Here is a 26,487-nt window from a genome sequence, read left to right as displayed (position 1 = left end):
CGACGACCTAGGATCGGGTACATGTCCCTGACCGCGGACGACGTCGACCGGTTCGAAGCCGCCAGGCCGCGCCTGGAGGCCATCGCCTACCGCCTGCTCGGCTCCGCCACGGAGGCCGAGGACGCCGTGCAGGAGACGTTCCTGCGCTGGCAGGCCGCCGACGTCGGCCACGTCGAGGTCCCCGAGGCGTGGCTGACGAAGGTCCTCGCCAACCTGTGCCTCAACGAGCTCGCCTCCGCGCGGGCGCGCCGTGAGACCTACGTGGGTCAGTGGCTTCCCGAGCCGCTGTTCGCCGGGGACCCGATGCTCGGCCCGGCCGACACCGCCGAGCAGCGCGAATCGGTCTCGTACGCGGTCCTCACCCTCATGGAACGCCTCGCCCCCAACGAGCGGGCGGTGTACGTGCTGCGGGAGGCGTTCGACTACCCGCACCGGGAGATCGCCGAGATCCTCGACATCACCGAGGCCGCCAGCCAGCAGATCCTCCACCGCGCCAAGAAGCGCGTCGCGGACGGCAAGGCCCGCACCGAGATCGACGAGGCCGCCACGCGGCGGATCGTCGAGGAGTTCCTGGCGGCCGCCACCAGCGGCCGGATCGAGCCGCTCCTGCGCCTGCTGACCGAGGACGCCGTCGCGATCGGCGACGGCGGCGGGAAGGTCCCGGCCCGCGCCAAGGCGTTCGAGGGCGCCGTCGCGGTCGCGACGTTCCTGCGGGGCCTGTTCAAGCCCGCCGAGGCCAAGCGGGCCCTCATCGGCGGCTCGCCCGAGGTCCACGTCTGGACCGCCAACGGAGGTCCCGCCCTCGTGGCCGTCGTGGACGGCCGGGTCGTCGGCGTCATGTGCCTGGAGATCACCGCCGGGGGCATCGCCGCGTTCCGCAGCCAGTTCAACCCCGTCAAGCTCGACCGCGCGACCGCGCGGTGGACGGCCGCCGGCCACGGGGAGCCCGTGATCGACGGCCTGTGATCCGAGATGTGAGGCGCTTCACACCCCGATCCTGTCAGGAAACGGCGCGCTGCCCGGTTCAAGAGGCGAACCTCGCCAGACAGGAGCAAGGGCATGCAGCACCGCATCATCGTTCTCGGAGCCGGATACACCGGAGCCATCGCCGCCGGACGCCTCGCCAAGCGGCTCCGCCGCGAGGACGTCGCCATCACCCTCGTCAACGCCGAGCCCGACTTCGTCGAACGCGTCCGCCTGCACCAGCTCGCGGCCGGTCAGGACCTCAAGCCCCGGCCGCTGCCCGCGATGTTCGCGGGCACCGGCGTCGAGCTGCGGCTCGCGCAGGTCACCGGCGTCGACGCCGACCGCAGAACCGTGGCCGTCGCCGACGCGAACGGCACCGCAGAGCTCGCCTACGAGACGCTCGTCTACGCCCTCGGCAGCGGCTGGAACGCCCAGGACGTCCCCGGGGCCGCCGAGCACGCGTACGAGCTCGCCGGCCGCGCCGGAGCGCTCCGGCTGCGCGAGCGCCTGACCCGCCTCGACGCCGGGCAGACCGTGCTCGTCGTCGGCGGCGGCCTGACCGGCCTGGAGGCCGCGTCCGAGCTCGCCGAGGCCCGCCCCGACCTCGACGTCGCCCTCGCCGTACGCGACGGCCTCGGCGACTGGCTCTCACCCAAGGGCCGCGAGCACCTGCGGAAGGTCTTCGGCCGGCTCGGGATCACCGTTTACGAGCACACCGACGTCACCGCCGTCGCAGCCGACCGCGCCGCCACCGCCGACGGCCGGACCATCCCGGCCGCGGTCACCGTGTGGACCACCGGCTTCGCGGTCCACCCGATCGCGCGGGCCACCACCCTGGAGGTCACCGGCACCGGCCAGATCGTGGTCGACGGGACCATGCGCTCGGTCTCGCACCCGGACGTGTACGCGATCGGCGACGCGGCCATGGCGATGGGCCCCGGGGACAAGCCGCTGCGGATGTCGTGCGCCTCGGGAGGGCTGACGGCGTGGCAGGCCGCCGACGCGATCGCGGCGCGCCTGACCGGAGGCAAGCTCCCGGCCACGCCGATCCGCTACTTCAACCAGTGCGTCTCGCTGGGCCGCAAGGAGGGCCTGATCCAGTACGTCACCGCCGACGACCGCGCCGTGCGGGCGGTCCTGACCGGCCGGCTCGCCGCCGTCTACAAGGAGCTGGTCTGCAAGGGCGCCGCCTGGGGCGTCGCGAACCCGACGTTCGGGCTGCCGAGCCGGCGCCGCCGCGTCACGCGGGCGCGGGCCGCGGCGGCCCCCGGTCTGCCCGTATCCGCCTCCCGTGAGTAATAATGACAGCATTCTAGAATGCAGTCTCTAATTCGGGAGTTGGCGCATGTCCACAGCGCTCCACGTCGTCGAGAACTTCTACCGCGCCGCCCAGGCGGCCGACGGCGCCGCGATCCTGGCCCTGCTGCATCCGCGGTTCCGCGCTCACACCGCACCGGGCATGCCCTGCGGCGCCGGTGGCACCTTCCTGGGGCCGCAGGAGGCACTCACCCGCATCTGGGGAGCGGTCTACGCCGATTTCGACACGGCCCCGTTCGCGGAGACCTGGCATGAGACCGCCGACGGGCTCATCGTGGTCACGGGCCAGTACCGGGGCGCCGCCCGCGCCACCGGCCGTCCCCACCGAGCCGAGTTCGTCCACCTGTGGCGGGTCACCGACGGCCGGCTCTCCTGGCTGCACCAGTACACCGACACCGCACGCTGGCACGACGCCCTCGCTCCCGCGGCCGCCTGACCGCGGGAGGCCGGCTAGGCCGGGCGCAGAAGCTCCTCGCGCCTGGCCAGCAGCCGGGCCCGCTCGGCCAGCAACTCGGCCCGGAGCGTCTCCAGGTACGCCCCGGTGTCGCGCACCCACTGCGCCAGCTTGGTCACCCCGGCCCTGGTCTTCTCGATGCGCTGATGCTTGAGCGCGTCGGTGATGATGTTGTCGAAGAAGGTGTCCACGAACCACCGCGTGTCCACCTTGGGCATCACCGGCCGGGCCGCGACGACGCCGGTGTCGGCCAGCTCGCGGGAGAAGACGTCCAGAGCCCGCTGGGCATGCCAGGCGGCCTGGTCGGCGCTGGTCAGCTTGCTGTGCTCGTAGGCGTCGGCGAGCAGGCCGCCGCCGAGCATGTCGAAGGTGGAGGCGTTCCTGGCGGAGCCGAGGAAGCCCAGCACGACGTTCAGCGCGTCGAGCGCGCCCCGCCCCGCCTGGTGGGCCTCGTCGCACTCGCGCACCTCGGCGCTCGACCGGTCGAGCGCGGCGGCGAGGTCGGCCAGCTCGCGGGCGCGCGGATCGCCGCTGTCGATGAGCTGCCGCTCCTTCTCGGCCAGCAACCGGGCGTACTCCCCGGGCGCGGGCGCGAGCACGGCCAGCTCGGCGTCGGCCGCCGCCGCGTCGGCTTCGAGGTGCGCGAGCCGGGCCCGGTGACCGTCGACGCGTTCCCTGGCCACGGCCGCCTCGGCGCGCTCGCGCTCCAGCCGCTCCTCGCGGTTGCCCAGCACGCGGGCCAGGACGGCGGACAGCCCGCCTTCCAGCCGGGCGACGTCACGCTCCTCCTCGGCCAGCGTGGACTCCAGGTCCTCCAGGGTGCCGCGGACGTCCGCGATCTGCTGGGCGGTGGTCTCGCGCAGGCGCCGGACGTGCTCGGCGCGGTGCATCCTCGCGGCCGCCTCGCGCAGCCGTTCGTCGAGTTCGGATGGGAGGGTCACACCATGACGACGAACGGGCCGCACCGGACGTTCCGGTGTCAGTGGTCCACGGTGATGACGATCTTGCCGAACTGGTCGCCGGACTCCATGTGCCGATGCGCCTGCACGACCTCCTCCAGCGGGAACACCCGATCCACCACCGGCCGGAACGCCCCGCTCCGCAGCCCCGAGGCGACGAACGCGGCGGCGCGGCGCAGCCGCACCGGGTCCCTGGCGATCTCCAGCATCGTGTACGTCCGCATGTTCAGGGCAGGCATGCCCAGGTCGAACCCGGGATACGGGGTCGGCAGGCCGCTGAGCGCACCCCACAGGAACAGCGTCCCGCCCGCGGCCACCGCCCTGGCCAGGTCGATCACGCCCGGACCGGCGACGGCGTCGAAGACGTACCGGGCGCCCTGGCCGCCGGTCAGCTCCAGCACGCGTCCGGTCACGTCCTCCTCGTCGGAGACGATGACCTCCGCCGCGCCCTCGTCGAGCAGCTGCCGGGCCTTGGCGCGGGTACGGGTGACCGCCACCGGTACGGCGCCCAGGCGGTCGGCGGTGTGGATCGCGGCCAGTCCGACGCCGCTGGAGGCCGCGTTCACCACGGCCACATCCCCCGCCCTCATGCGGCCGATCTCCACCATCGCGCCGTAGGCGGTCAGATAGGGCATCCACACGGCCGCGCCGGAGACGGCGTCCAGCTGCTCGGGGCGGTGCAGCAGCGCGGTGGCCGGCACGATCGCCCGCTCGGCGTAGACGCCGTAGTCGTTCTGGGAGAAGTTGGGCACGACGCTGACGGGCTGTCCCTGCTCGAAGCCGGTCACCCCCGGGCCGACCGCCTCGATCGTGCCGGCGGCCTCGGAGCCGAGCCTGGCGGGCAGCCGCTTGACCGGCTGGATGTAGTGGCCGCTCCTGAACAGGGCCTCGGCCCTGTTGACGCCGATCGCCTCCACCCGGATGCGCGCCTCACCCGGTCCGGGCTCACCCGGGTCCCGGTCCTCCAGCCTCATCACCTCGGGCCCGCCGAGTTCGTGGAACAGCACCGTCCTGGCCATGGGGACCCCTTACACCACGCATAAGTACGAAGCCTGTCGAACTTCGATGGCTATCGTACTATGCGCGGTTGCGCCGGTAGGTGTAGAGGACGAGCCCGTCGTGGAACCTGCCCACCTTGTCGTAGAGCGCGCGAGCCGGGGCGTCCTCCAGCGTGTTCCAGTAGAGGCCAGGGAAGCCCTGCTCCTCGGCGTCCCGCGCCACCCACTCGAGCACCGCCGTCGCGACCCCCCGCCGCCGGACCTCCGCGTCCACGAACAGGTCCGCCAGATAGCACCTCCCCGCGTACCAGACGCTGGCGTGGAACAGGTAGTGCGCGATGCCGACCATCCTGCCGTCCAGCCGGGCGGCGACCCCGCGGGTCCGCTCGTCGCCGAGCAGGCGCCGCCAGGCCCGTTCGTAGTCGTCGTCGCCGCGTTCGACCTCGAAGTACGCGTCCTTGCCACGGGCCAGCGACTCCCAGCGGGCGCGATCGGACGCGGTCAGGAAGTTGATCTCCACCATGGCGCCCATCCTGCCCGAAGGCCAGGTCCGGGTGCTCCGGGGCCCGGAGCACCCGGACGCTGTCAGCCGGCGGGGCGCAGGTCGGCGGTGTCCGCGGCGGCCTCGGCGCGCGGGCCGGGGAGCCTGAGCGCGGCCAGGACGGCCGTCAGCATGACGACGCCCAGGACGTAGACGGCGACACGCATCCCTTCGGCGGAGGCGGCGCGCAGAACCTCGCCGGACAGCCCTTCGATGCCGCGGTTGGCGACGGCCACGAGAACGGCCAGACCCGCGGCGGTTCCCACCTGCAGCGCGGTGGAGGCCACCCCGGAGGCCAGGCCCTGTTCGTCCGCCGGGACGCCGGTGCCGGCGGCGATCCACATGGCCTCATAGGTGATGCCCATGCCCAGACCGATGACGACGACCCCGGCCAGGACGGTGAGGACGGATCCGTCCTCGTACATGCCGGGGGCCAGCAGCGCGGCCCCCACGGCGTTGAGCCCGATGCCGGCGACCAGCGTGCTCCGGGTGCCGAAGCGATGGTTCAGCCGCTCGCTGAGGAAGTTGCCGACCGTGATCGACAGGGTCGGGCCGAGGAACGCCAGCCCGGTCTCCAGCGCGCTCAAGCCGAGGACATTCTGGAAGTACAGCGTCAGGAAGTACGGCACGGCCTGCATCGTCAGCCCGAAGACGAAGATGACCATGATCGCTCCGCTGAGCGCGCGGTTGCGGAACAGCCGCAGCGGCATCAGCGGCGTCCGGCCGCGGGCCTGGAGGCGCAGGAACGCGGCCAGCAGGACCACCGCCAGAACGGCCGCCGCGACCACCTCGGTCCGCGCCCAGCCGGCCTCCGAGCCGTGCGCGACCGCGAAGATCAACATGGTGACGCCCGCGGTGCCGGTCAGGGCTCCGGGCACGTCCACGCTTCCCCTGGTGGCACGGCCGTCGGCGGGCAACAGGGCGAAGGCGGCGAGGGCACCGGCGACGGCCAGCGGGACGTTGACGTAGAACACGGCCGGCCAGCCCAGCGCCTGGGTGAGCACCCCGCCGGCCAGCGCGCCCGCGGTGAGCCCGCCGGCGCCCGCCATGGCCCAGACCGTCAGCGCGCGGTTGCGTTCCCTGCCCTCGGCGAAGGCGGTGTTGACCAGGGCCAGCACCGCGGGGAACAGGATCGCCCCGGCGAGGCCCTGCAGGGCGCGCGCGGCGAGCAGCACCGCCGGCGCCGTGGCCAGGCCGCCCAGCAGGGAGGCCACGCCGTACAGCGTCATGCCGAGCACGAACATCCGCCGGCGTCCCACCAGGTCGGAGAGCCGGCCGCCGAGCAGCAGGAAGCCTCCGTACAGGACGGCGTACATGGTGACCACCCACTGCAGGGTGTGCGGCGTGAAGCCGACATCGGCCGCGATGTCCGGCAGGGCCACGAAGATGATGGTGAAGTCGAGACTGATGATCAAATGCCCGAGCGCGAGAAGCGCGAGGCTCCACCCCGGCCGGCGGCTGCGGGCCGGGGACTGATCGATGGACATGGGTGTGCCTTTCGTCCGTGATGGTGCGGTGGCCTGTCATGGCTGCACCGGACCGGCGGACATTTGTTGGCACACCCCTTCAGAGCGCTGGGATGGGCGGCGCCCGGGCTCGGTCCGTCCGGTCCGGTCATCGCCCCTCCTCCCCCGCGTGTTCGGCGTCGTGTGCGGTACGACTATGGCGCTCGCCACGGCCCACGGGCATCGGACGCCCGGCGGGCATGATCCGGGACCTTGGACCTAGGACCCGGGGCGTCCCGGAAGTGCCACCGATAACCCCTTGCGGTGGGACTGGTGGGATTGGTGGGGTGTTCGCATGGACGGTGGCAGGGCTCGATGGCATGGACCGGCGGTGCTCGGGGCTCTGATGCTGGCCGCCTTCACCTTCAACACCGCGGAGAACCTGCCGGTCGGCCTGCTGGAGCTCATCTCCGCGGACCTGCGGGTGTCCCTGTCGGCGGTCGGTCTGCTGGTCACCGGTTACGGCGTGACGGTGGCCGTCGCGTCGGTGCCGATCGCCCACGCCGCGCGGGCCGTGCCCCGGCGTCACGTGCTCACGGGACTGCTGGCCGCGCTCGTGGTGTCCAGCGTCGTCGCGGCGCTGGCCACCTCCTACTGGCAGCTCCTCGGAGCGCGGCTGCTGACCGCGCTCGCCCAGGCGCTGTTCTGGGCCGTGATGGGGCCGGTCGCGGTGGGGCTGTTCGCGCCCGAGGTCCGGGGACGGGTGGTCGGGGCGCTGTCCCTCGCCGGTTCGCTCGCCCTCGTGCTGGGCATCCCCGCGGGCACCTGGCTGGGGCAGCAGAGCCACTGGCAGGTGCCCATCGCCCTGCTGGCGGCCCTGGGGTTCGTCTCGCTGGTGACGATCGCCGTTCTGCTGCCGACGTCGCGCCCGGAAGAGGAGCCCGCCGCCTACGCGACCGGCCCCGACGTACGGCGGTTCTGGACGGTGCTGGTGGTCGGAGCCCTGTCCTCCGCCGGGGCGTTCACGGGATACACCTTCATCGTGACGTTCCTGGGCGGCGTGAGCGGGTTCACCCCTGGCACGATCAGCGTCCTGCTCGTGGGTTTCGGGGTCGCGTGTCTGGCCGGGGTGGGCGTCACCGGGGTGTTCCTGGACCGTTTTCCGCAGTCCGCGCTGGCCGTCGCCGTGACCACGCAGGCGGCGGGCATGCTCGGCCTGTACGCGTTCGGCCCTCACCAGGCGGCGGCGGTGGCGTGCCTGATGCTGATGGGCAGCGCGCTCGGACCGGTGTTCATGACCACGCAGAACGCGATGCTGCACTGCGCGCCGGGCCGCACGGACATCGCCCTGGCGGCGAACTCCGGCGCCTACAACGCCGGCATCGCGGCCGGCGCCGCGCTCGGTGCACTGGTCCTGCCGCTCGCCGGGGCACGGGGCACCTTCCTCGCCGGCGGGCTGCTGACCGCCGCGTCCTGCGCGGTCCTCCTCGGCGGCCGGCTGCTGGGCGGGCACCGTCACCGGCTATGACCGAGGGGGCATCACCCGGATGGAGGATGCCGGGCGACGCGATGGGTGATGTCGCGTGGGCCGCCGCAACGGGAGCCTTGAGGCATGGAAGCCATCGAGGTGACAGACCTGCGCAAGAGCTACGGGGACACCAACGCCGTGGACGGTGCGACGTTCACGGTCCACGCCGGGGAGACCTTCGGCATCGTCGGCCACAACGGCGCCGGCAAGACCACGACAGTGGAGTGCCTGCTCGGGCTGAAGCGGCCCGACGGGGGCACGGTTCGGGTGCTGGGCCAGGACCCGGCCCGCGAGCGGCGGGCCCTGGCCCAGCGGATCGGGGCGCAACTGCAGGAGAGCGCGCTGCCTGATCGGATCAAAGTGGCCGAGGCGCTTCGGCTGTTCGCCTCCTTCTACCACCGCCCGGCTGACTGGCGGCAGGTGATGGAGCGCTGGAGCCTGAGCCCGCTGGCCCGCAAGGCCTACGGCGACCTGTCCGGCGGGCAGAAGCAGCGGCTCATGCTCGCCTTGGCCCTGGTCGGGGACCCCGAGGTGGTCGTGCTGGACGAGCTGACCACAGGTCTGGACCCGGTGGCTCGCCGGGAAACCTGGCGGCTGGTCGACGACCTGAAGCGCTCCGGCACCACCGTGGTGCTGGTCAGCCACTACTTCGACGAGACCGAGGCCTTGTGCGACAAGGTGGCCGTCTTCGCCCGCGGCCGGGTCAAGGCCATGGGCACCCCGGACGAGATCATCACCCGAACCGGTACCGCTTCCCTGGAAGAGGCGTACTTCGCCCTGGAAGGAGCCACCCGATGAAGGCGTTCACGGCCTTGACGGCCACCGAGCTGAGGCTGCTGTCGCGCGACCCCGCCTCGCTGTTCTTCATGATGGCCTTCCCCCTCATGCTGCTGGTGCTCAAGCGCGGCGAGGGCGCCTCGGTCCCCGGCTACATCGCGATGATCGCGGCCATCGGTGGCATGGGAGCGCTGCCCGGCATCGTGGCCGGCTACCGCGAGCGCAAGGTGCTCAAGCGGCTGGCGACCACGCCGGTCTCCCCCCTGCTGCTGCTGGGCGCCCAGCTGGTGGCGCAGGTCACCGCCGCCTTGGCCGGCTCGACGCTTCTGGTGACCGCCGCGATCGTGTTCTTCGGCGCAAAAGCGCCTGCGAACGTGCCGGCGCTGGCCGTCACGTTCGTGCTGTGCTCAGTGATGGTCTGCGCGCTCGGCTTCGTGATCGCCGCGATCATGCGCAACGCCAGGGGCGCCGGCCTGATCGGCATGCTGGTCATGTTCCCGATGATCTTCCTGGCCGGCGCGGCCGTCCCCCGCAAGGCGCTGCCCGACTCGCTGCGCCAGATCGGCGACTTCCTGCCTTTGACCCCGGGTGTGGACGCGCTGACCAGTGCCTGGGCCGGGACCGCCGCGTTCTTCCCGATGCTGATCCTGTCGGGGATAATCGTCGCGGGCACGGCCCTGGCCGTGGCGATGTTTCGATGGGAGTGACGAGGTGAACGTCTGGGAGGCGCGCTGGTTGCACGCCTTCCACCTGCTCTTCTACGCCTGCCTGGCACTGGGGCTGATCTTGTCGATCGGCGAGCGCGCCGGCCCGGCCCCGGTGTCCTTGGTGGTGGCGGCGCTGATGGCCGGCTGGCACGGGTTCTTCGTCGTCCGCCGGCCGCACCTGCTCGGCCGGCTCCACCCCATGGCGCTCCACTTCGCCGTGCTGTGCGCTCTCTACGTCGCGCTGGTGCTCACCGACCGCTCCTTCGACGTGGTCATCTTCGGACTGATGCCCCAGGCGTACGTGATGCTGCTCACGCCCTGGTCCTACGCCGGCGCGGTAGTGACGATCTTGTGCACCTTCGCCGCGAGGGGCTATTTGGACGACCCTGGCGCCCTGTGGCGGCTTGCAGGCAGCTGCGGCCTGGTGGTGGCGATCGGCCTGTTCGTGACCTACGTCATGCGGCAAAGCGCGCAGAACAAGACGGTCGGGGTGCTGGAGGAACGGGCGAGGCTGGCCAGGGAGATCCACGACACCCTCGCCCAAGGGCTGAGCGGGATCATCACCCAACTGGAGGCGGCCGAGCAGGCCATGCCCGGACAGGGCGCTCCTGACCTGCCCTCCGTGCGCAGGAGAATCACGCTGGCCAAGGAACTGGCCCGCGACAACCTCCGAGAAGCCCGGCGCTCGGTGGACGCGCTGCGGCCCGGCCCCTTGCAGGAGGCGCGCCTGGAGGAGGCGCTGACGCAGGTCGCCCAGCGGTGGGCGGACGCCTGCGAGGTGAGCGCGACCGTGACGGTGGACGGCACCCCTCGGCCGCTGTCTGGGGAGGTGAGCGGCACGCTGCTGCGTGCGGCGCAGGAAGGACTGTCCAACGTGGCCAAGCACGCCCAGGCGGGCAGGGTGGCCATCACGCTGACCTACATGGACGATGAGGTGACGCTGGACGTGTTCGACGACGGCACAGGCTTCGACCCGAGGGCGCACGCCTCCGGTTACGGGCTGGCGGCCATGGGGGAACGTGCACGCGGCGTGGGCGGCACGCTGACGGTGGAGTCGGCGCCGGGAGAGGGGACCGCACTGTGCCTGCGCATCCCCTCAGGCTGATGATCGTCGACGACCACCCGGTGGTCCGCGACGGGCTGCGCGGCATGTTCGACCATGTCGGCGACATCGAGGTGGTCGCCGAAGCCGCCGACGGGTTCCAGGCTCTGGCCATGGCCCGGCGGGCGCGACCGCACGTCGCGCTCATGGACCTGCGCATGCCCGGCCTGGACGGCATCGGCACGATCGAGCGGCTGCGCACGGACCACCCGCAGATCAAGGTGATCGTGCTGACCACCTATGACACCGACGCCGATGTGACCCGGGCCATGGCGGCCGGGGTGGCGGGCTACCTGCTGAAGGACGCGCCCCGCGAGGAGTTGCACCGGGCGGTCCGTACGGCCGCGGCGGGCGGCGCCGTCCTGGCGCCGTCGGTTGCCTCCGCACTCATCAGCAGGCCCGCGGCGCCGGAGCCGAGCCCGCGCGAACTGGAGGTGTTACGGCTGGTGGCGCGAGGCGCGGCCAACAAGGAGATCGCCCGGGCCCTGCTGATCAGCGAGACCACCGTCAAAACCCACCTCAAGCACGTCTTCGCCAAGCTCGGCGTCGAGACCAGGGCTGCGGCCGTCGTCGTGGCGATGGAACGCGGGCTCCTGTAGCGCCGGCGGCCGTCGGAGAACGATCACGGAGCGGAAGGCGTCTCGCCGATCATGAGGGAGGTCCCTCGCATGGCTTGCTGTCGCCTGCCGATGGTCCCGGGCCAGAAGCTAGACGGACTTCTCGCTCGGCACCCTGGCGAGCGGCACACCGCGCAGGCTGAGCAGTACCATCGCAACGCACCCGCAGGTGAGTGCGATGTCGGCGACGTTACCCACGAACAGGCCGTAGTCGATGAAGTCCACGACGTGCCCGCGGGCGAAGCCGGGCTCGCGGAAGAGCCGATCGCCCAGGTGAGACGCCGCCCCGCCGAGCAGCACGCCCAGCACAAGCGCCCAGGCGGGGGAGGCCAGCCGACGCGCGGTGTAGAGAATGCCGGCCACTGCGGCTGTCGCCGCCAGGGCGAACACCCATGTCGCGCCGGTGCCTATGGAGAACGCGGCGCCGGGGTTGTACAGCAGCCGGAAGTGAATCAGAGGGGGGATCACGGCGACGCGCTCACTGTCGGACAGCGTGGAGACCGCCCAGAGCTTGGTGAGCTGGTCCACGACGAGGACCACCGCAGCCAGCATGAGCATCATGCCGTACAGCCGGCTCGAACCCCGCTCTAACCGCATCATTCATGGCCTCCGTGCTGTCCAGCCAATATTCCCCTGAGACTACTAGGTGTACTGACCACGGACGTTGGTGACAGCGGCACGGCCGCGTGGTGTGAGTCGACCAAGATTCACATCCGCCGGAGGCCCTCATGCCCTACCGTGATGCCCCGCTGACCGAACCCGGCCGCGGGCGGTACTTATTCGCTTGTCCCCCTACCTATTGGTAGGTAAACTGCGTCGCCATCCCGGAAAGCCTCATCGGGCTCAGAACGAGACAGGAGATGGGCGGTCGTGACCCAGCAGGTCGACACCCGCACCCGCGCGCGTGACGAGTTCGCGCGGCTCCTGGCCGAACGCGGCTACCTCGGGGTGTCCCTCGAAGAGGTCGCCACGATGGTGAAGGTGAAGAAGGCCAGCCTCTACCACCACTTCCCCGGCGGGAAGGTGGCTCTGTTCGCCGCGGTCGCCCACCATTACATCCACGAGTCCAGCACCTGCCTGCGGGCGGCGCTGGACTCCGGTGACACCGTCCGCGACCGGCTCCTGGCCCTGGCCGGCGCCTACGCACAAGGCGCCTTCAACTCCGTCCTCGGCGACCGCATCTACGACGCCACCCGCCACGTGGACGACGCCACGCGCGCCGAGATCTCTCACGCCTACATGCAGGCCCTGGTGGCCCCCGTCACCGAGCTGATGGAACGGGCGGTCGAGGCCGGAGAACTGCGGCAGGCCGACCCGAGGTTTCTGGCTCTGGCCTTCATGGAACTGGCCGCCGTCGCCCAGCCACTGCCGCCGGAGGTGGCCCTGCCTCCGCAGGAACGCCCGGCGCCCACCCCCTGCCGGCGACTGGCTCAGGACGTCGTCGATCTCTTCCTGTACGGTGCCGCGCCTGACCGGCCCGACATCTGACCCCCAGGCCCGACCCAGCCCAGCCCACGCCTGTCCGGCGACCGACCACGTCCAGCGCGAGCGGAGAAAAGACCAGATGACCACGACCACCCGCTGGCGGCGTAACCTCGCCCTGTTCCTGACCGGGCAGACCGTGTCGTTGTTCGGCTCCATGATCGCGCAGTACGCGGTGATGTGGTGGGTGACACTGCAGACCCGCTCCGGGCTGGCGGTGGCACTCTACGCGGTTGCCGCCTTCCTGCCCCAGGGCGTGGTGTCGATCTTCGGTGGGGTGCTCGCCGACCGGATGAACCGCCGGGTGCTGGTCATGGTCGCCGACGGCGCCATCGCCCTGGCGACGCTGGTGCTCGGCCTGCTCATGGCCAACGGCGTGACCGACCTGTGGATCGTTCTGCTGGCCGTGGCGGTCCGGTCGCTGGGAGCCGGGGTGCAGACGCCCGCCGTACAGGCGATGATTCCGCAGATCGTGCCGGGTGAGCATCTGATGCGCGTCAACGGGATCTTCCAGACCATCCACTCGGCGATGGCGCTGCTCGCCCCTGCCGTCGCTGCTGCGATCTTCGCCTCCTTCGGTCTCGTCTCCGTCTTCTTCCTGGACGTGGTCACGGCGGTGATCGGGATCGGGCTGCTCGCCCTGGTCGCCGTACCGAGCCTGGAGCGCGCGGCCGAGGCCCGCGTCTCTTACCGGCAGGATCTGGTCGATGGGATGCGATACGTCCGCACCCACCCCATCGTGCGCTGGCTGCTCATCGTGTACGCCGTCATCTTCCTGCTCACCGTGGCGCCCTCGTTCGTCACGCCACTGATGGTCGCGCGCAGTTTCGGCACCGAGGAGTGGATGCTGGCGGCACTGGAGATCGCCTTCAGCCTGGGCATGTTGCTCGGCGGCGTGCTGATGTCCACCGTGCTGGCCAACCGCAGCCGGATAGGGCTGATCCTTGTCGCCGTCTACGGCTTCGGGCTCGCGACCGTGGCGCTCGGGCTGAGCGGCAACCTGTGGGTCTTCTACGGCTTCATGTTCGTGTTCGGACTGCTGGTGCCGCCGTTCTCGACCCCGTTCATGACGCTGATCCAGGAGACCGTCGAACCGGCCATGCACGGGCGCGTGTTCAGTTACCTCGGTATCGTGATGGCGCTGGCCACTCCGGTCGGCATGGCCGGGTTCGGCCCGCTGGCCGACGTGGTCAGCGTGCAGGTCCTGCTGATCGTCGCGGGGCTGGCCGCCATCGCCGTGATCGCGATCGCGTCCCGCCTGCCCTCGGGCCGGGCCACCATCGCCGCCGCCCGCGCCACGCACGCTTCCGATGCCGAGGCCGCCCCCGTGGACGCCTGACTGCACGGAGCCGTTCTCATCCGGAGCAACGGTCGTCCTCGATGAGCGTTGCCGCGGCCGTCGGTGATGCGGGTGTGGGCGCCGGTGGCGTCGTAACGAAGCTGGTGGTGATCGACTTGCTGACGGTAGGGCATGCCTAGCCGGGAATGAGCTGGGCGCCGGCGTCCACCGGGATGTGGGCGCCGGTCACCGCGCCGAACCCGCCGTCCACGACCGCGCCGATCACCGCGGCCACGTCCTCGGGGTCGACCATCCGGCCGAGTACCGAGCGTCGTGCCAGCGAACGCTCCACCTCTGGGGTGCGCATCGCCGCGCTGCCCTCGGTGCGTACGGCGCCAGGAGCCACGACGTTCACGGCGATCCCCCACGCGCCCGCCTCGGCGGCGACGTGCCGGGCGAAGGAGTCGAGCGCGGCCTTGGCAGTGCCGTGCGCGATCGCGCCGGGGCGGGCGAGGCCCGCGCTGATGCTGGAGACGTACACGATCTGGCCTCCCCGCTGCTTGCGCATGAGGGTGAGGACCCGCTGGGTGACGTGGAAGACCGCGGCCAGCTCGCCGGTGATCTTGCCTGCGAAGTCCGCCCAGGACAACTCGGCGAGCGGGGCGAACGGCGGGCTGATGTTGGCGTTGCAGATGAGCGCGTCCACCCGCGGGCAGGCGCCGACGAGCTTGTCCACCTCGCCGGGGTCGCGCACGTCGGCCCGCACGGCCCGCGCCGTACCGCCGGCCGCCTCGATGCGCTCGACCACGGAGGCGGCAGCCGCGGTGTCGGTGCGGTAGTTGACGATCGCGCGGAAGCCGCGTCGAGCCAGTTCCTGCGCCGTCACGGCGCCGATGCCGCGGCCTGCGCCGGTGATGAGGGCGGTGCGTTCCATGGACGCCGACACTAAGCTGCGTGCTAACGAAAAGTAAGAGCGTACCTTTTGGTTAGCAACATACCGCCGGGTCGGCGGTCAGGTCGGGGAAGGGATGGGGGCAGGTGAGTGACGCATTCCACAAGGACTGCCCGGCGCGCATGGTGCTTGACCATGTCTCGGGGCGCTGGGCGGTGCTCGTGCTGACGGCCCTGCGCGACGGCCCTCAGCGCTTCCATGAGCTGCGGGCGAAGGTTGAGGGCGTCAGCGAGAAGATGCTGTCCCAGACGCTGCGCACTCTCGTCCGCGACGGCTTCGTCCACCGGACGGTCAAGCCGTCCACGCCGCCGCAGGTCAGCTACGCCCTGACCGGTCTCGGCGGGGGCGTCACCGGGGCGCTGCAGCCGCTGTTCGACTGGGTGCGGGATCACGCGGGCGACATCCTCGACGCCCAGGCCGCCCACGATGCGGCCGCCTCCGGCTAGATGCTTGATTCCAAGGGCTGAGGTTCGGCGATTGCCTGCGGACGTGCAGCGATCGACGATCAGCTGATCGCATCGCCCGATCTGGCGCCGGAACGTCCTGCGACGGGCCCGCGCCTCGAACTGAGCGACGCCGAACTGGTCACGCTGGCGGTGCTGCCGGCACTGCCTCGGCTTCATCTCCGAGTGACGCTGGCTACGCCACGCCCGCGCGCACCTCGGCGGCCTGTTCCCCTACCTGCCCGGCCAGTCCGGCTACAACAAACGGCTGCGTGCCGCCACCGGCCTGGTCCTGCGCCTGATCCGTATCCTGGGCCGGGACGCCGGCTTGTGGAGCGACAATGTGTGGATGGCCGACAGTGTGGCCGCTCCCGGCAGACGGCCCCGCGCAGCAACCTGGCGGGCTGGGCCGAATACGGCTACTGCCCCTCCCATTCGCGCTTCTTCTGGGGCTGCGGCTGCACCTGCTGTCGAATGGCGGCCGATGGTAACGCTACAAATCCATACGATCACATAGCGACATCACGGACATCGACTCGCGAACCGCACTCTGAGACCGGCGCTCATGGGCTGATGCGGTAGGGGCGCATCATTTCGTTGTCCTCGTGTTCGAGGATGTGGCAGTGCCAGACGAACAGACCTGGCCGGTCGAAGGTGGCCTTGATCCGGGTGACCTGGCCCGGGTAGGCGATGACGGTGTCCTTGAAGCCGCGCTCCCAAGCCTCCGGTGGCCGGGCGGGGTCGTGGAACGGGCGGCGGTCCACAATCTGGAAGAGGACTTCGTGGATGTGGATCGGATGGGCGTCCATGGTGAAGTTGTGGATCTCCCATGTCTCGGTGGCACCGACGGCGGGGTTCTCGGTGATCGGGTCGGACCACATCTTCGCCGTACCGCCTCGTTCCAGGGTGCCCAAAAGCACGGCCGCCGGTCCCGTGCCCGTCACCACCCTTGAGGCCCGCTCCAGCAACGCTACTTTGCGTGTGGTGCCGGCCGCGCCGAGTGGGGTGAAGGTGGGCAAGACGAGATCGACCGGTGGCACGCTGCGGTCGGGTGCCGTCAGCGGGCGTACCGTGAATTTCAGGACCTGCCCTGTTGTTGCCGGGTCGGCCGGAGCGGCGGCGTGGCGGCCGTGGAAGGGGCCGTCCGGGGCCTCGTTGATCAGGAACAGTTCCGTCCCCGGGCGGACGTCGGTGAAGTCGACGATCACGTCGGCGCGTTCTGCCGGGGCCAGCAGGACCTCCCCGAGCTGCACGGACGCGGGCAGGAATCCTCCGTCGGATCCGATCTGCCAGAAGGGAAGGGCAGCGGACGCGGGCCGTCTAGCCATCGGATTCGTGACGATCTTCAGATCGAGGAAGCGACCGTTGCACCCGTTGAGGAGCCGGAACCGGTAGCGCCGCGGCTCCACCGCCAGATGCGGCCAGGTGCGGCCGTTGGCCATCATGGTGGTGCCGTAGAACTCCGGGTTCCAGATGGGCGGGATGTCACTGCGGGGAATGTACGGTCCGGCGAACCGGTCGAACTGCCTGCGGCTCACCGGGTAGAACAGCGAGCCGTCGGCGGCGAAAGTCCTGTCCTGGATGACGATCGGGATTTCGTGGACTCCCTGCCGTCCGGTCGCGCCGGAGGCGGCTGCCGGCCCCGGCAGGACGCCCGGCGCGAGGTCGGCGGGACCGCCGCGCAGGAGGTAGAAGCCGGCGAGTCCGGCGTAGACGTTGAGGCGGGTGATCCCGAGGGTGTGGTCGTGGAACCACATGGTCGCGGGCCGCTGGTCGTTGCCGTAGTGGAAGGCCGCCGATCCCGCGCTCCAGGCGGTTTCGTACCGGTCGGCGAAAGCGGCTGCGAAACCGGCGTACTGCGATCCCTCGGTTGCGTACCCTGGCGGGATGTCCCGTGCCGCCGGCAGGAACCACGCTTCGGGATGGCCGTCGCTGTGGTCGGAGCTGTGCCCGCCGTGCAGGTGCGTGACGATCGGGACCGGCCCGAGGTAGCGGCCGGGTGTGTTGGCGAAGGCCGGTCGCGAGTCACGTCCCGCTTGTCCCCCGGGAGGATTGGCCCAGTGCAGTGTCGGATCCACCGCCAGCGGATGAGCAAGAGTCCTCCCGTGGCCGTCGACCAGCTCGTTCACCCACTTGACCTGTACGGGACGGCCGACTCGGGCCTCCACTGTGAAAGCCGGGCTGTTGAAGCTCCGAGGCACCCCCACTGCCCCGTAGCCCAGTACTGTCGTGGCCGGGCTGCCAGGTGGCAGGACCTGCAGGCGGAGCTGTCGCACGCCGATCACGTACCGGTCGGTCGGGCCGGTTGTCGAGGCCGGTGGCATCACGGGCGGAATCGGCAGCGGGACGACGTACTTGGCGATGGACGCAGGGTTCATCAGGCTGCCGAGGAGGGCCACGGCAGGGTCCGAGCGGGAAACCAGGAGGACGGCTCCACCCGCTCCGGCCTTCAGGAACCCCCGTCTCGTGATCATCTCCACCTCCCATTCCCAGGCGAGGGCCAGGACCTTCGCTTCCAGCCTCCGAAGGGCCGCTGAGCCGCTTCCGGAATGCCGACAAAGCGCCTGTCGGGGGTTATGTACCCTGTGTGAGCCGTTGACGGCGGGCCTTTGCCGTGATCCAGCCGTTTCCCGCCTCTGTGCAGAACCATCTGCGGGCCCCTGAGTGGCGAACCGGTGGCAGGTGCCGAGCAGCGCGGTCACAGGGTCGACATCGTCGTCGGGGGCGGGTGGATTGCCGCGCACGGGCCTTCACGAAGGTGGTGATGACGAGGTCGGGGTGGAGGGCGAAACGAAGGCAGCGTCGCCGTACCACGGCCCAACGGCGCGCATCAGGGATCCACGCGCCGGGCATGGCGCCGACAAGGAGTTGCCGAGCGCGTTGGTGATCTTGGGCGGCCGGCCCGCGAGGTCGTAGTCGTAGCTCGTGGCGTTGCCGGCCGGGCTGGTCTCGGTCCTGACCTGGCTGACGGCGTTCACGGTGTAGCCGGGTGATCTTGTTGCCCGGCCGGGCCTGCTTGGTGAGGCGGCCGGCGTCGTTGTAGCCGACGTGAACTGGCGGGCCGTCCATCCAGGGCGGACCGCCAGCGGTTCATCTCGGCTCCCGTTGCCCTGCGCGATCACAAGTCGCGGCGGTCGCCGCTCCTGCGCACCGCACCCCGCTTTCCCGTACGCGCCCCTGCCCGGCCCCGGCTGCGTCGGCGCCTACGTCACAAGCTCACGTCGATCCAGGTCTGGGCAGCCATCGTGGGCATCATCGACAGCCTCACTTCCAGCGAACGGTCCTTGTCATGGTGCGGCGGGAGGCCGATGGTCAGCGGATGTCTCGGACAGCAGGGGCGCGACGGTGGGGACGCGGAGTCGTTCGACGGCGTCGCGGGCTTCTTCGTCGGGGCGTACGTCGTAACCGAGGGTGGTGCTGGGGCTGGCATGGCCGGCCAGGCGGGCGGTCATGATCGCGTCGGCCTGCGGCAGGAGGTTGGAGATGAAGGTGCGGCGCAGGTCGTGGGGCCGTACCGGGGTGGTGGCGGCCTGTTCGGTGCGTTTGGCGAGGATGTCGCGTACGGCCTGGGGGTTCATCTGCCAGGGGCGGCCGTCGGGTGCGGTGCGTACGGTGCCGCCCCGGGTCAGGCGCGGGAACAGCGGGCCACGGTGGGTGCCACGGCGGGCGAGCCATGCCTCCAGACGGCGGGCGGCGAAGGTGTTGACCGGGATGCGGCGCTGCTTGTCGCCCTTGCCGATAACGGTAAGCATGCGCCGGGCCCGGTCGTAGTCGGCGTACTGCAGGGCGACCAGTTCGGCGCGACGCAGGCCGCAGGCGTCCAGTACGGCGATGACGGCCGCGTCGCGCAGCCCGGCGCCGGTGACGGCGCCGGCGGGTGAGCGGTCGGCGTCACAGGCGGCGATGAGGGCGCCGATGACGGTGTCCGGGACGTGCTGGCCGGCCGGTTCGCGGTGGCCGGCGAACGGGGCCAAGGCGACGGCCCGCTGGTGGTCGTCGGTGCTGAGCAGGCCGAGCTTCCAGGCTTCCTTGAGCACGCCGCGCAACGCGGCCAGGTGCTTGTTGCGGTAGGCGGGCGACCAGTCCATCTGGTCGATCTGCTCGCGGATCCAGGCGGTGTGCTCGTAGCGCAGGTGGTGCCAGGGCTGGCCCTGGCCGGTGACGGCGGCGTCGTCGAGCCGGTCGCCGGTGAGCATGCGGGTGATGTGGTCCAGGCAGATCCGCATGCCGCGGCGGGAGTCGGCGCTACCGAGACGTCCTAGGTAGAGCAGGTACGGGTCGCGGGCGGGCGCGATCGCCGTTGCGGCCGTCGGCGCCAGTCCGGCGGCGGAGGCGGGGAAGGCCGGGAAGGCGGCTGTGGGGAGCGGGCGGGACCCTGGCCCCGGGACAAGCTCGGACTCGATCACAGAGCAACCCTAGCAGAGATGATCTTTGAGAAGTTCACTTCTCAGTGATCATCGGAGAAACGCATTAGCGATATGCGAAAGCTGATCTGTACAACGCACATGCTGATGCTAAATTCAGCTCGTGACGGAAACCACTTCCGACGGCGAGCCGACCGCCCCGTCGCCGACGCTGTCGAACGGCCTCCCCCTCGAACCGGGCGAGATCCCGGCATCCCCGGGACCCACTGCAGGACCGAGCACGGGACAGGACGGACAGGAACCGGCCCGCGGCGGCCGCGGACACACCCGCGACTGCCTCGCCCTCGACACCGACGACGTGCTGCGCCAGTGCGCCCGGCCCGGCTGCGGCCGCGCCAAGCCCGAGCGTGAGCCTGGCAAGGGCGGCCGCCCCAGCAAGTACTGCTGCAAGCTGTGCGCCAACGAGGCCAGCCGAGCCGCCGACAGCGCCCCCGCCGCGGTGGCCACGCACACCGCCGTCAGCGCCTTCACCGCCGAGGCCGGCCAGATCCGCGCCGCTCTGCACCAGCGCGACGCCCAGCTGGCCGCCGAACGCGAGCACCTGCAGCAGCTGGACGAGCGCCTCACACAGGTCTGGGACGCAGTCGCGACCCAGCTCGGCCAGGCCGAGACAAGCGTGCAGCAGGCCGAGCAGGACGCCGAACAGGCCCGGACCTCCATGCGCGCCGCCCTGGCAGCGCAGCGCACAGCCGAACAGGAACGCGACGCCGCCCTGCGCGCCCAGCAGGAGGCCCTGCACGCCCAGCGCGAGGCCGAACAGCACCGGGACCGCATCCACGACGAGGCCCGCGCCAACGCCGAACGCCTCGGCGTGCAGATCGGCCGGCTCACCGCCCAACTGCACGACGAGCAGGCCCTGACCAGCCGCCAAGCCGAGCAGCTTCGCACCCTGGACGCCGAGGTGTCCCGCGTCACGGACCTGGCCGAACAACGCGCCGCCGCCCTCGCCGAGCGCGACCGTCAGCTCTCCCAGGCTCACGCCGACACCCGCCGCCTGACCGAACACCTCGAACAGGTCACCGCGCACCTGGCCACCACCCGGCAGCAGCTCGACCAGGCCACCACGCACGCCGAGCAGGCCCGCGCCGAAACCCGCGCGGTCCGCGACGACCTGGCCGAACGGCAACGCCGCTTCGACGAAGACCTCGACCGGCTCCAGGCCCAACGCGACCAGGCCCGCCTGGCCCAAGCCACCGCAGAAACCCGGCTGGAGATGGCCGAACGCGAGCTGCAGACCCTACGCCGCCAGCTTGCTGCCGCCCAGGCGGCCACCGGCCTGGTGGTGCCGCCACTCGCCGACGTCGACGGCCGGCCCGGCGTACGGCTATCGGATGCCGCCGTCCACGCCGTCACCCTGCAGGACGGCGTGGTCCTGCTGCACCACGCCGACAGCGCGATTCCCCTCGGCGACGCCTCCCAGTCGCCGCCGCGCGCCCGAGCGCTGAGCGCCGCCCTGCAGGCCGTCGCCGTTCCCGCTGCCGACCTGGGCGCATGACCATGCCCGGGGTATTTCGGGGACCGCTGAGCGTTGCCCCGCGAGACCGCGGCCGAGCATGGACGACCGGCTGCCGGCAACGCGCAGACCTGCCCTCTTCAGCCGCGCTTCGGCCCTCGGCCGACGAACCTGTACGCGAACGGCACTTCCCCACCGAGCGGATGCGGGCACTCGTCGGAGTCATCCTCTATGCCGCCGCAGGCCTCATCGGGTACCTGGTCGCACCGCTCGCCGGCCTGGTGATCTTCGTGGTGCTGCCGGTGTTCTACGCCCTCACCAGCGCCGGTCTGCACCAGGTGCCTCTCCCACCGGATCGCGCATCGCCCCCGACCTCGGGGAGGTGACGGCCAGGCGCGGAAGCTGGTCAACCCGCAGATATGCCACCGCCATCGTCGATGCCCTCACGCACCGACGCCTGGAGGGGTGCCGCCCGTTCGGCTCGGCGCCACCTTCGCCCACTGGCTGCAACAGCACCGCACAAACCGCGTACGCGTCCGAGGCCCGCGACCGCGCACCTCAGATTGTGCAGTGCGCCGACCGCCGGCAGTGCACCGTGCGGCGCCTTGTTCTCGCCAGAGGAGGACGACAGGCCGGTCCAACCTCCTGCAAGACGGGCTCGGCAGGGTGATCACAGCATGTCGAGCGGCACCTTGTGGTCGGGCGCGGGGAAGGCGCGGTCCAGCGTCGCGAGGTCGTCGGGCGTCAGCCGCAGGTCCAGGGCCGCCGCGTTCTCCTGGACGTGGTCACGGGTGGCGGCTTTGGGTATGGCGATCATCGAGTCGTCGCGCAGGACCCAGGCGAGCGCCACCTGCGCAGGCGTCGCGCGGTGGGCGGCCGCGACCTCGCGCAGTGCGGTGGAGCCGAGCAGGCGTCCCTGCTCGATGGGCGAGTACGCCATGACGGGCATCGAGCGCCGCCGGCACTCGGGCAGCAGATCCACCTCGGGCCCGCGGCGGCTGAGGTTGTAGAGGATCTGATCAGTCTGGGGGGTCGTCCCGGAGGGAAGTGCGGCCAGGTCGCCGACGTCGAAGTTGCTGACTCCCCACGAGCCGATCGCGCCGTCGCTCACGAGGGAGTCGAATCCCCTTACGGTCTCCGCCAGCGGCACACTTCCCGGCCAGTGCAGCAGGTAGAGGTCGATGTGGTCGGTGCCGAGCCGGCGCAGGCTCTCATGGCAGGCGGCCCGCACCCCGTCATGGTCGGCGCGGCTCGGCAACACCTTGCTGATCAGGAAGACCTCGTCACGGCGACCCGAGATCGCCGCGCCGACCAGGCTTTCGGCACCGCCGTTGCCGTACATCTCGGCGGTGTCGATCAAGGTCAGGCCGAGGTCCAGGCCGGCCCGCAGCGCGTCCATCTCTTCGTCACGGCGTACAGGATCCTCGCCCATATGCCAGGTTCCCTGGCCGAGTGCCGGGACCAGGACGCCCGACGGCAGTGCGACGGTGCGGATGGCCGTCATGTGTCTTCTCTTCCTCGCCGGCTCGGTGGGCGCCCCTCGTACATGTGCAGGTCCGACCCGCAGATGTTGGTCGCGGTGACGTGGATCAGGACGTCGGTCGGCCGTTCGACGCGGGCATCCGGCACGTCCTTGACCACCACGTCGCGGACACCGTTGTAGACGAGTGCTTTCATGCTGTTCCCTTGATTGGTTTGCCAGGTGCCCGCGGGCTGGCGTGCGCTCGTATGCGGCGGGTGATGCGGTGGATGCGTTGGCCGGCGGCAATGCGGGCCCAGTGCCGGTGAGCGAGGCGGGCCCAGCTCACGGCATTCCCTCGAAGTTCAGGGCATAGGTTCCGTCTCTGGTCAAATGTCGCCATCGATATGCCCGGCTCGTACGAGGCACGCCGATCCGGTGAGAGCTCAATGTGAAACAGGCTGAGCACGAGGAAACGGCAGAGGAAACGCCGGTGACAGACCTCACGCGGGACGTGGCGTTCAGCCGCGTGGTGTTCGCGATCGTCATCACGCAGCTGATGCCTGATCGGAAGGCGCCGCACTCCCGCTGGGCGAGCTGCCGAAGGAGTGGCCGAGGTACCCGGCCGACATCACCTCCCATCAGCACAGCGGTGCTGATAGGCAGCCCGCTGTCCGGTATGGCTGGCCCCTACTGGCTACCCAGCGGCTGGGCCATCCTCGGCCAGTTCCTGCCCCGGTGCCCGCGGTGCCTCCGGCAGCCTGGCCCGCGCCAACAACTTCTTCGACTGTGCCGGAGCCGGCGCCCCTGTCCTGGCTGCCTGGGTCCTGGCCGGCCTGCTGCTCATCCTCATCGCCGACCGCCGCAACCACCCACACCTCGCAACACGTGGTGCTCGCCACGGCCGCCGACGCCTTCCTGGCCACCCTGCGCACCGCCAACCCCAACACTCACCGCGCCTACGCCTCGGCCATCGACCGCACCATCGAGCGGCTCGGCCGCGACCGGCCGCTCGCCGATGGGACAGCGGCACCGCCCACTTGCTGCCCCGGCTCCTCCGACTCCCGGACGGCAGCACGCGCACGAACGGGCCGGTGTTCCTGTTCGAACGCCGCCCGGTCCCGGCCCGTCGCCCGGCGGCCGCCGACATCTGCCCGCACACCGGCCGCGCTCGCCTGGGCTACGACCGCGCCCGCGTCCTGCTGGACAAGTACGCCGGCCTAGACCTGCACCAACTGCGCCACAGCGCCGCCACCCACCTCGGCGGCAAGACCCGCCACAAGAACCCCCGCACCGCCATGCGCTACGTCAAGCCTGGCGCCGAAGCCATCGCCAAGGTCACCGAGGTTCTGGGACCCCGACGGCGGGCCGTCGTCGGACAACGTGTAGGCCGTGTCAATCGGTCGTGCCGGCGTGCACGGCGATGATTCGCCAGCCGTGCGTCTCGTCGTACAGCCAAGTACGGGTGTAGCGCATCCTGGCCGCGAACGGCGCACCGGAGACGGTGCCTTCGACGGTGCCGAGAAACCACGTCACCCCGGTGCGCCCATCGGCGAGCACGGTCAACTCCTCCTCGGCCACCTTCGTCATCACCTGCGTCCGAGTGCGGTGCAGCTCCAGGTCGTCCGCCTTGGTCGCGACGTTCGCACCGAAGGTAAAGATCAGCCGATCATCCAGCAGCCGATCCAGCGCCTCGACATCTCCAGCGAGCTGCGCGGCCTGGAGCCGGCGCTCGGCGTCCCGCAAGTCTTCCATCATGAGATCCACCCTCCCAGCCGGCGCCGTAGCCGCGCCAGGACGTTCACGCTCGGCTGATCTTTGCAGTCCGATCCAGGGACTCCGGTCGACCGATCCTGACCATCAGTCCCGACCGGCGGGGGGACGCGAGCTGAGCTGTGACGCGACGCCACCTGTGGCACGTCATAGCCCGTCTTCCGCAAAGCTATGGTGTCAATCCTTTCCGGCCTCAGCGGCCCTGGCTAGGGTGCTTCTCGATCAACTGGCGATCACTCATTCACGCCCAGCACAGGGGATTTCGTGCGCCCTCCATCCGTTGTTGTTCCGCCCGCCGTCACCGCCGCCGACACGCCGCGCCCCCGAAGATCCCAGGAGGGTCTTTCGCCCAGCGCGTCGCGCGCGAAACGGATCCGTGCGCGGCTGCGCCGTCTGGACCACGGCGTTCAGCACGGCATCCGGCGGGTGGCGACGCTGGTGCTGCTGTTCCCGCTGCTCCTGCTCCTCGGCCGCGCCATCCCGTACGTGCTCCAGGCTCCGCTTCTGCTCAGCTACGGCTGCCTGGTGCTCGCCTCCACAATTGTGATCTTCTATCTCGCCTACACCAGGTACGCCGACCCGGCCGTGCATCCGCCAAGCGCACACCGCCGCGGCCGCGACACGGACCTGTTCGTCCCGCTGCCCGCTCAGCCCACCGTCAGTTTCCTGGTCGCGGTGCGCAACGAGGAGTCGGGCATCGAGGCGTGCGTGCACTCCATGGTGGCGGGAGACCTCGACGGTGTGCAGGTCATCGTGGTGGACGATGCCTCTACCGACGGCACGCCGGACGTCCTGCGGGAGCTCGCCCGCGAGCTCCCGATCGAGGTCCTCTTCCTGGAGGAGAACGTAGGCAAGAAGCGGGCGCTCGTCCGCGCCATGGAACGTGCCAAAGGGGACGTGATCGCTTTCACCGACTCCGACTGCGTGCTGGCCGCGGACGCCCTGTCCCGCTGCGTCACCGCGCTCGTCAGGCACCCCGAACTGGGCGCGGTCAGCGGGCACGCGCGCGCACTCAACGCTGAGCAGAGCGTCCTCTCCCGTGCGCAGGACGTGTGGTACGAAGGCCAGTTCCGAGTGATCAAGGCGGCCGAGTCGGTCTTCGGCGCGGTCGTCTGCGTCTCCGGGCCGCTGGCGGTCTTCCGCCGGGACGCCATCTACAACTACCTCCCCGCCTGGGCCGAGGACCGTTTTCTCGGCGCGGAGTTCCGTTTCGCCACCGACAGGCAGCTCACCGGATATGTCCTCGGCCAGCGCTACCGCGGGCGCGGCCTGAAGCGGCGACACGCCGATTCGCCGTTCGTGCGCGACGTCGACTACCCCGAGCTTGCCTGGCGCACGTCGTACGTACGCTCGGCCCGGGTCTGGACCACGGTGCCCGACCGGCTCCGGCCGTTCCTGCGCCAGCAGATCCGATGGAAGAAGAGCTTCATCCGCAACATCTTCTTCACCGGCACGTTCATCTGGAGGCGCGGGGTGGGGGCCGCCGCTCTGTATTACGTGCACATGCTGTGGGTGCTCGCCGCCCCGGTGCTCGTGATCCGCCATCTGCTGTGGGAACCGCTCACCGGCATGTGGCTGATGACCTGGCTGTATCTGTCCGGAGTGGTGATCAAAGGATTCTTCTGGGGCATGGCGTTCAAGTTCGGCGCGGACGGCTCGTCGCGCTGGCGTTATCGGCTGGTGATGAGCCTGCTGTCCTCGGTGCTGCTGTCGTGGCTGCTGCCGTACGCCGCCGTGACGATCCGGCGCAAGCACTGGTTCCGGGGGGCCTCGTGAAACGGCTGCTCAGCCCGGTCGCCGGGGTGCTGCTC

The 26,487-nt window shown here is 70.8% G+C and carries 26 protein-coding genes and 1 pseudogene; 16 read left to right on the top strand and 11 right to left on the bottom strand.

The features are described from left to right. Positions 1–21 precede the first annotated feature (21 nt). From sigJ to SMD20_RS09005, 3 genes are all read left to right on the top strand, one after another. Positions 22–966, top strand: a complete 945-nt coding sequence (gene sigJ / locus SMD20_RS09015) for an RNA polymerase sigma factor SigJ (RefSeq protein ID WP_329577561.1) — start codon at positions 22–24, stop codon at positions 964–966. Positions 967–1,059: 93 nt separating this feature from the next. Beyond that, the gene (locus SMD20_RS09010) at positions 1,060–2,265 is read left to right on the top strand and encodes an NAD(P)/FAD-dependent oxidoreductase (RefSeq protein WP_329577558.1); all 1,206 of its coding nucleotides are present in this window, start codon (positions 1,060–1,062) and stop codon (positions 2,263–2,265) included. A gap of 46 nt (positions 2,266–2,311) precedes the next feature. Continuing rightward, entirely contained in the window at positions 2,312–2,719 is a 408-nt protein-coding gene (locus SMD20_RS09005; protein ID WP_329577555.1) for a nuclear transport factor 2 family protein, read from the top strand. A 14-nt stretch (positions 2,720–2,733) separates the two neighbouring features. Here the strand turns inward: SMD20_RS09005 and SMD20_RS09000 are convergent, their stop codons facing one another. The 4 genes from SMD20_RS09000 to SMD20_RS08985 all read right to left on the bottom strand — a co-directional run bounded on the left by SMD20_RS09000 (position 2,734) and on the right by SMD20_RS08985 (position 6,722). Then, on the bottom strand, positions 2,734–3,678 hold the full coding sequence (locus tag SMD20_RS09000) for a hypothetical protein (RefSeq protein ID WP_329577552.1): 945 nt from the start codon (positions 3,676–3,678) through the stop codon (positions 2,734–2,736). A 38-nt stretch (positions 3,679–3,716) separates the two neighbouring features. Then, positions 3,717–4,715, bottom strand: a complete 999-nt coding sequence (locus SMD20_RS08995; protein ID WP_329577549.1) for a zinc-dependent alcohol dehydrogenase family protein — start codon at positions 4,713–4,715, stop codon at positions 3,717–3,719. A 58-nt stretch (positions 4,716–4,773) separates the two neighbouring features. Beyond that, positions 4,774–5,217: a GNAT family N-acetyltransferase gene (locus SMD20_RS08990; protein ID WP_329577546.1), complete on the bottom strand. Its 444-nt coding sequence runs from the start codon at positions 5,215–5,217 to the stop codon at positions 4,774–4,776. Between the two features lie 62 nt (positions 5,218–5,279). Beyond that, on the bottom strand, positions 5,280–6,722 hold the full coding sequence (locus tag SMD20_RS08985; RefSeq protein ID WP_329577543.1) for an MFS transporter: 1,443 nt from the start codon (positions 6,720–6,722) through the stop codon (positions 5,280–5,282). A 349-nt stretch (positions 6,723–7,071) separates the two neighbouring features. Between SMD20_RS08985 and SMD20_RS08980 the strand changes: the two genes are divergently transcribed. From SMD20_RS08980 to SMD20_RS08960, 5 genes are all read left to right on the top strand, one after another. Then, complete coding sequence (locus SMD20_RS08980; protein ID WP_329577540.1) at positions 7,072–8,208, top strand: MFS transporter; 1,137 nt, start codon at positions 7,072–7,074, stop codon at positions 8,206–8,208. A gap of 84 nt (positions 8,209–8,292) precedes the next feature. Next, entirely contained in the window at positions 8,293–9,006 is a 714-nt protein-coding gene (locus SMD20_RS08975) for an ABC transporter ATP-binding protein (protein ID WP_329577537.1), read from the top strand. After that, positions 9,003–9,692: an ABC transporter permease gene (locus SMD20_RS08970; protein WP_329577535.1), complete on the top strand. Its 690-nt coding sequence runs from the start codon at positions 9,003–9,005 to the stop codon at positions 9,690–9,692. Before SMD20_RS08975 ends, SMD20_RS08970 begins: the two co-directional genes overlap by 4 nt. A 4-nt stretch (positions 9,693–9,696) precedes the next feature. Continuing rightward, on the top strand, positions 9,697–10,797 hold the full coding sequence (locus tag SMD20_RS08965) for a sensor histidine kinase (protein WP_329577531.1): 1,101 nt from the start codon (positions 9,697–9,699) through the stop codon (positions 10,795–10,797). Further along, positions 10,797–11,393 (top strand): response regulator transcription factor, encoded by a 597-nt coding sequence (locus SMD20_RS08960; RefSeq protein WP_329577528.1) that lies wholly within the window; start codon positions 10,797–10,799, stop codon positions 11,391–11,393. Before SMD20_RS08965 ends, SMD20_RS08960 begins: the two co-directional genes overlap by 1 nt. 108 nt (positions 11,394–11,501) lie before the next feature. Here the strand turns inward: SMD20_RS08960 and SMD20_RS08955 are convergent, their stop codons facing one another. Beyond that, complete coding sequence (locus SMD20_RS08955) at positions 11,502–12,011, bottom strand: signal peptidase II (protein ID WP_329577526.1); 510 nt, start codon at positions 12,009–12,011, stop codon at positions 11,502–11,504. Positions 12,012–12,281: 270 nt separating this feature from the next. Here SMD20_RS08955 and SMD20_RS08950 point away from each other — a divergent pair, with 270 nt between their 5' ends. Together SMD20_RS08950 and SMD20_RS08945 are read left to right on the top strand one after the other, a co-directional pair. Continuing rightward, entirely contained in the window at positions 12,282–12,899 is a 618-nt protein-coding gene (locus SMD20_RS08950; RefSeq protein WP_329577523.1) for a TetR/AcrR family transcriptional regulator, read from the top strand. Positions 12,900–12,975: 76 nt separating this feature from the next. Next, complete coding sequence (locus SMD20_RS08945) at positions 12,976–14,232, top strand: MFS transporter (RefSeq protein ID WP_329577520.1); 1,257 nt, start codon at positions 12,976–12,978, stop codon at positions 14,230–14,232. A 136-nt stretch (positions 14,233–14,368) separates the two neighbouring features. Here SMD20_RS08945 and SMD20_RS08940 read toward each other — a convergent pair whose 3' ends face one another. Beyond that, on the bottom strand, positions 14,369–15,106 hold the full coding sequence (locus SMD20_RS08940; protein WP_329577517.1) for an SDR family oxidoreductase: 738 nt from the start codon (positions 15,104–15,106) through the stop codon (positions 14,369–14,371). Positions 15,107–15,210: 104 nt separating this feature from the next. Between SMD20_RS08940 and SMD20_RS08935 the strand changes: the two genes are divergently transcribed. Together SMD20_RS08935 and SMD20_RS48330 are read left to right on the top strand one after the other, a co-directional pair. Then, on the top strand, positions 15,211–15,570 hold the full coding sequence (locus tag SMD20_RS08935) for a winged helix-turn-helix transcriptional regulator (RefSeq protein ID WP_329577514.1): 360 nt from the start codon (positions 15,211–15,213) through the stop codon (positions 15,568–15,570). Positions 15,571–15,600: 30 nt separating this feature from the next. Continuing rightward, positions 15,601–16,049: pseudogene (locus tag SMD20_RS48330) on the top strand (IS982 family transposase); the annotation flags it as partial. Between the two features lie 81 nt (positions 16,050–16,130). Here SMD20_RS48330 and SMD20_RS08930 read toward each other — a convergent pair. Continuing rightward, the gene (locus SMD20_RS08930) at positions 16,131–18,041 is read right to left on the bottom strand and encodes a multicopper oxidase family protein (protein ID WP_329592479.1); all 1,911 of its coding nucleotides are present in this window, start codon (positions 18,039–18,041) and stop codon (positions 16,131–16,133) included. Positions 18,042–18,854: 813 nt separating this feature from the next. Next, positions 18,855–19,973: a tyrosine-type recombinase/integrase gene (locus SMD20_RS08925; protein ID WP_329577512.1), complete on the bottom strand. Its 1,119-nt coding sequence runs from the start codon at positions 19,971–19,973 to the stop codon at positions 18,855–18,857. A 121-nt stretch (positions 19,974–20,094) separates the two neighbouring features. On the opposite strand from SMD20_RS08925, the gene SMD20_RS08920 reads away from it, so the two are divergent. Together SMD20_RS08920 and SMD20_RS08915 are read left to right on the top strand one after the other, a co-directional pair. Then, positions 20,095–21,486 (top strand): hypothetical protein, encoded by a 1,392-nt coding sequence (locus tag SMD20_RS08920; protein ID WP_329577510.1) that lies wholly within the window; start codon positions 20,095–20,097, stop codon positions 21,484–21,486. Positions 21,487–21,647: 161 nt separating this feature from the next. After that, positions 21,648–21,830: a hypothetical protein gene (locus SMD20_RS08915; protein WP_329577507.1), complete on the top strand. Its 183-nt coding sequence runs from the start codon at positions 21,648–21,650 to the stop codon at positions 21,828–21,830. 284 nt (positions 21,831–22,114) lie between these two features. Here the strand turns inward: SMD20_RS08915 and SMD20_RS08910 are convergent, their stop codons facing one another. Together SMD20_RS08910 and SMD20_RS08905 are read right to left on the bottom strand one after the other, a co-directional pair. After that, positions 22,115–22,948, bottom strand: a complete 834-nt coding sequence (locus tag SMD20_RS08910; RefSeq protein WP_329577504.1) for an aldo/keto reductase — start codon at positions 22,946–22,948, stop codon at positions 22,115–22,117. Next, on the bottom strand, positions 22,945–23,121 hold the full coding sequence (locus SMD20_RS08905) for a hypothetical protein (RefSeq protein WP_442942459.1): 177 nt from the start codon (positions 23,119–23,121) through the stop codon (positions 22,945–22,947). Before SMD20_RS08905 ends, SMD20_RS08910 begins: the two co-directional genes overlap by 4 nt. Before the next feature lie 876 nt (positions 23,122–23,997). Between SMD20_RS08905 and SMD20_RS08900 the strand changes: the two genes are divergently transcribed. Next, the gene (locus SMD20_RS08900; protein ID WP_329577501.1) at positions 23,998–24,330 is read left to right on the top strand and encodes a hypothetical protein; all 333 of its coding nucleotides are present in this window, start codon (positions 23,998–24,000) and stop codon (positions 24,328–24,330) included. Here SMD20_RS08900 and SMD20_RS08895 read toward each other — a convergent pair. Beyond that, positions 24,299–24,661, bottom strand: a complete 363-nt coding sequence (locus SMD20_RS08895; RefSeq protein WP_329577498.1) for a nuclear transport factor 2 family protein — start codon at positions 24,659–24,661, stop codon at positions 24,299–24,301. The two genes, SMD20_RS08900 and SMD20_RS08895, sit on opposite strands and share 32 nt — an antisense overlap. A gap of 441 nt (positions 24,662–25,102) precedes the next feature. Here SMD20_RS08895 and SMD20_RS08890 point away from each other — a divergent pair, with 441 nt between their 5' ends. After that, positions 25,103–26,452, top strand: a complete 1,350-nt coding sequence (locus SMD20_RS08890) for a glycosyltransferase family 2 protein (protein WP_329577496.1) — start codon at positions 25,103–25,105, stop codon at positions 26,450–26,452. Positions 26,453–26,487 lie beyond the last annotated feature (35 nt).

Origin of the sequence: Nonomuraea sp. LP-02 (genome assembly GCF_036289125.1) — a bacterium.
Lineage (GTDB): Bacteria > Actinomycetota > Actinomycetes > Streptosporangiales > Streptosporangiaceae > Nonomuraea > Nonomuraea bangladeshensis.
The sequence above is the reverse complement of the archived record's forward strand: the minus strand, read 5'-3'. Positions and strand labels throughout refer to the sequence as shown.

Bases quoted from the DNA above. Each gene is read 5' to 3' on its own strand.
- sigJ (WP_329577561.1), top strand. From the start codon at position 22: ATGTCCCTGACCGCGGACGACGTCGACCGGTTCGAAGCCGCCAGGCCG.
- SMD20_RS09010 (WP_329577558.1), top strand. From the start codon at position 1,060: ATGCAGCACCGCATCATCGTTCTCGGAGCCGGATACACCGGAGCCATC.
- SMD20_RS09005 (WP_329577555.1), top strand. From the start codon at position 2,312: ATGTCCACAGCGCTCCACGTCGTCGAGAACTTCTACCGCGCCGCCCAG.
- SMD20_RS08995 (WP_329577549.1), bottom strand. From the start codon at position 4,715: ATGGCCAGGACGGTGCTGTTCCACGAACTCGGCGGGCCCGAGGTGATG.
- SMD20_RS08990 (WP_329577546.1), bottom strand. From the start codon at position 5,217: ATGGTGGAGATCAACTTCCTGACCGCGTCCGATCGCGCCCGCTGGGAG.
- SMD20_RS08985 (WP_329577543.1), bottom strand. From the start codon at position 6,722: ATGTCCATCGATCAGTCCCCGGCCCGCAGCCGCCGGCCGGGGTGGAGC.
- SMD20_RS08975 (WP_329577537.1), top strand. From the start codon at position 8,293: ATGGAAGCCATCGAGGTGACAGACCTGCGCAAGAGCTACGGGGACACC.
- SMD20_RS08970 (WP_329577535.1), top strand. From the start codon at position 9,003: ATGAAGGCGTTCACGGCCTTGACGGCCACCGAGCTGAGGCTGCTGTCG.
- SMD20_RS08960 (WP_329577528.1), top strand. From the start codon at position 10,797: ATGATCGTCGACGACCACCCGGTGGTCCGCGACGGGCTGCGCGGCATG.
- SMD20_RS08955 (WP_329577526.1), bottom strand. From the start codon at position 12,011: ATGATGCGGTTAGAGCGGGGTTCGAGCCGGCTGTACGGCATGATGCTC.
- SMD20_RS08945 (WP_329577520.1), top strand. From the start codon at position 12,976: ATGACCACGACCACCCGCTGGCGGCGTAACCTCGCCCTGTTCCTGACC.
- SMD20_RS08940 (WP_329577517.1), bottom strand. From the start codon at position 15,106: ATGGAACGCACCGCCCTCATCACCGGCGCAGGCCGCGGCATCGGCGCC.
- SMD20_RS08930 (WP_329592479.1), bottom strand. From the start codon at position 18,041: ATGATCACGAGACGGGGGTTCCTGAAGGCCGGAGCGGGTGGAGCCGTC.
- SMD20_RS08915 (WP_329577507.1), top strand. From the start codon at position 21,648: ATGCGGGCACTCGTCGGAGTCATCCTCTATGCCGCCGCAGGCCTCATC.
- SMD20_RS08910 (WP_329577504.1), bottom strand. From the start codon at position 22,948: ATGACGGCCATCCGCACCGTCGCACTGCCGTCGGGCGTCCTGGTCCCG.
- SMD20_RS08905 (WP_442942459.1), bottom strand. From the start codon at position 23,121: ATGAAAGCACTCGTCTACAACGGTGTCCGCGACGTGGTGGTCAAGGAC.
- SMD20_RS08895 (WP_329577498.1), bottom strand. From the start codon at position 24,661: ATGATGGAAGACTTGCGGGACGCCGAGCGCCGGCTCCAGGCCGCGCAG.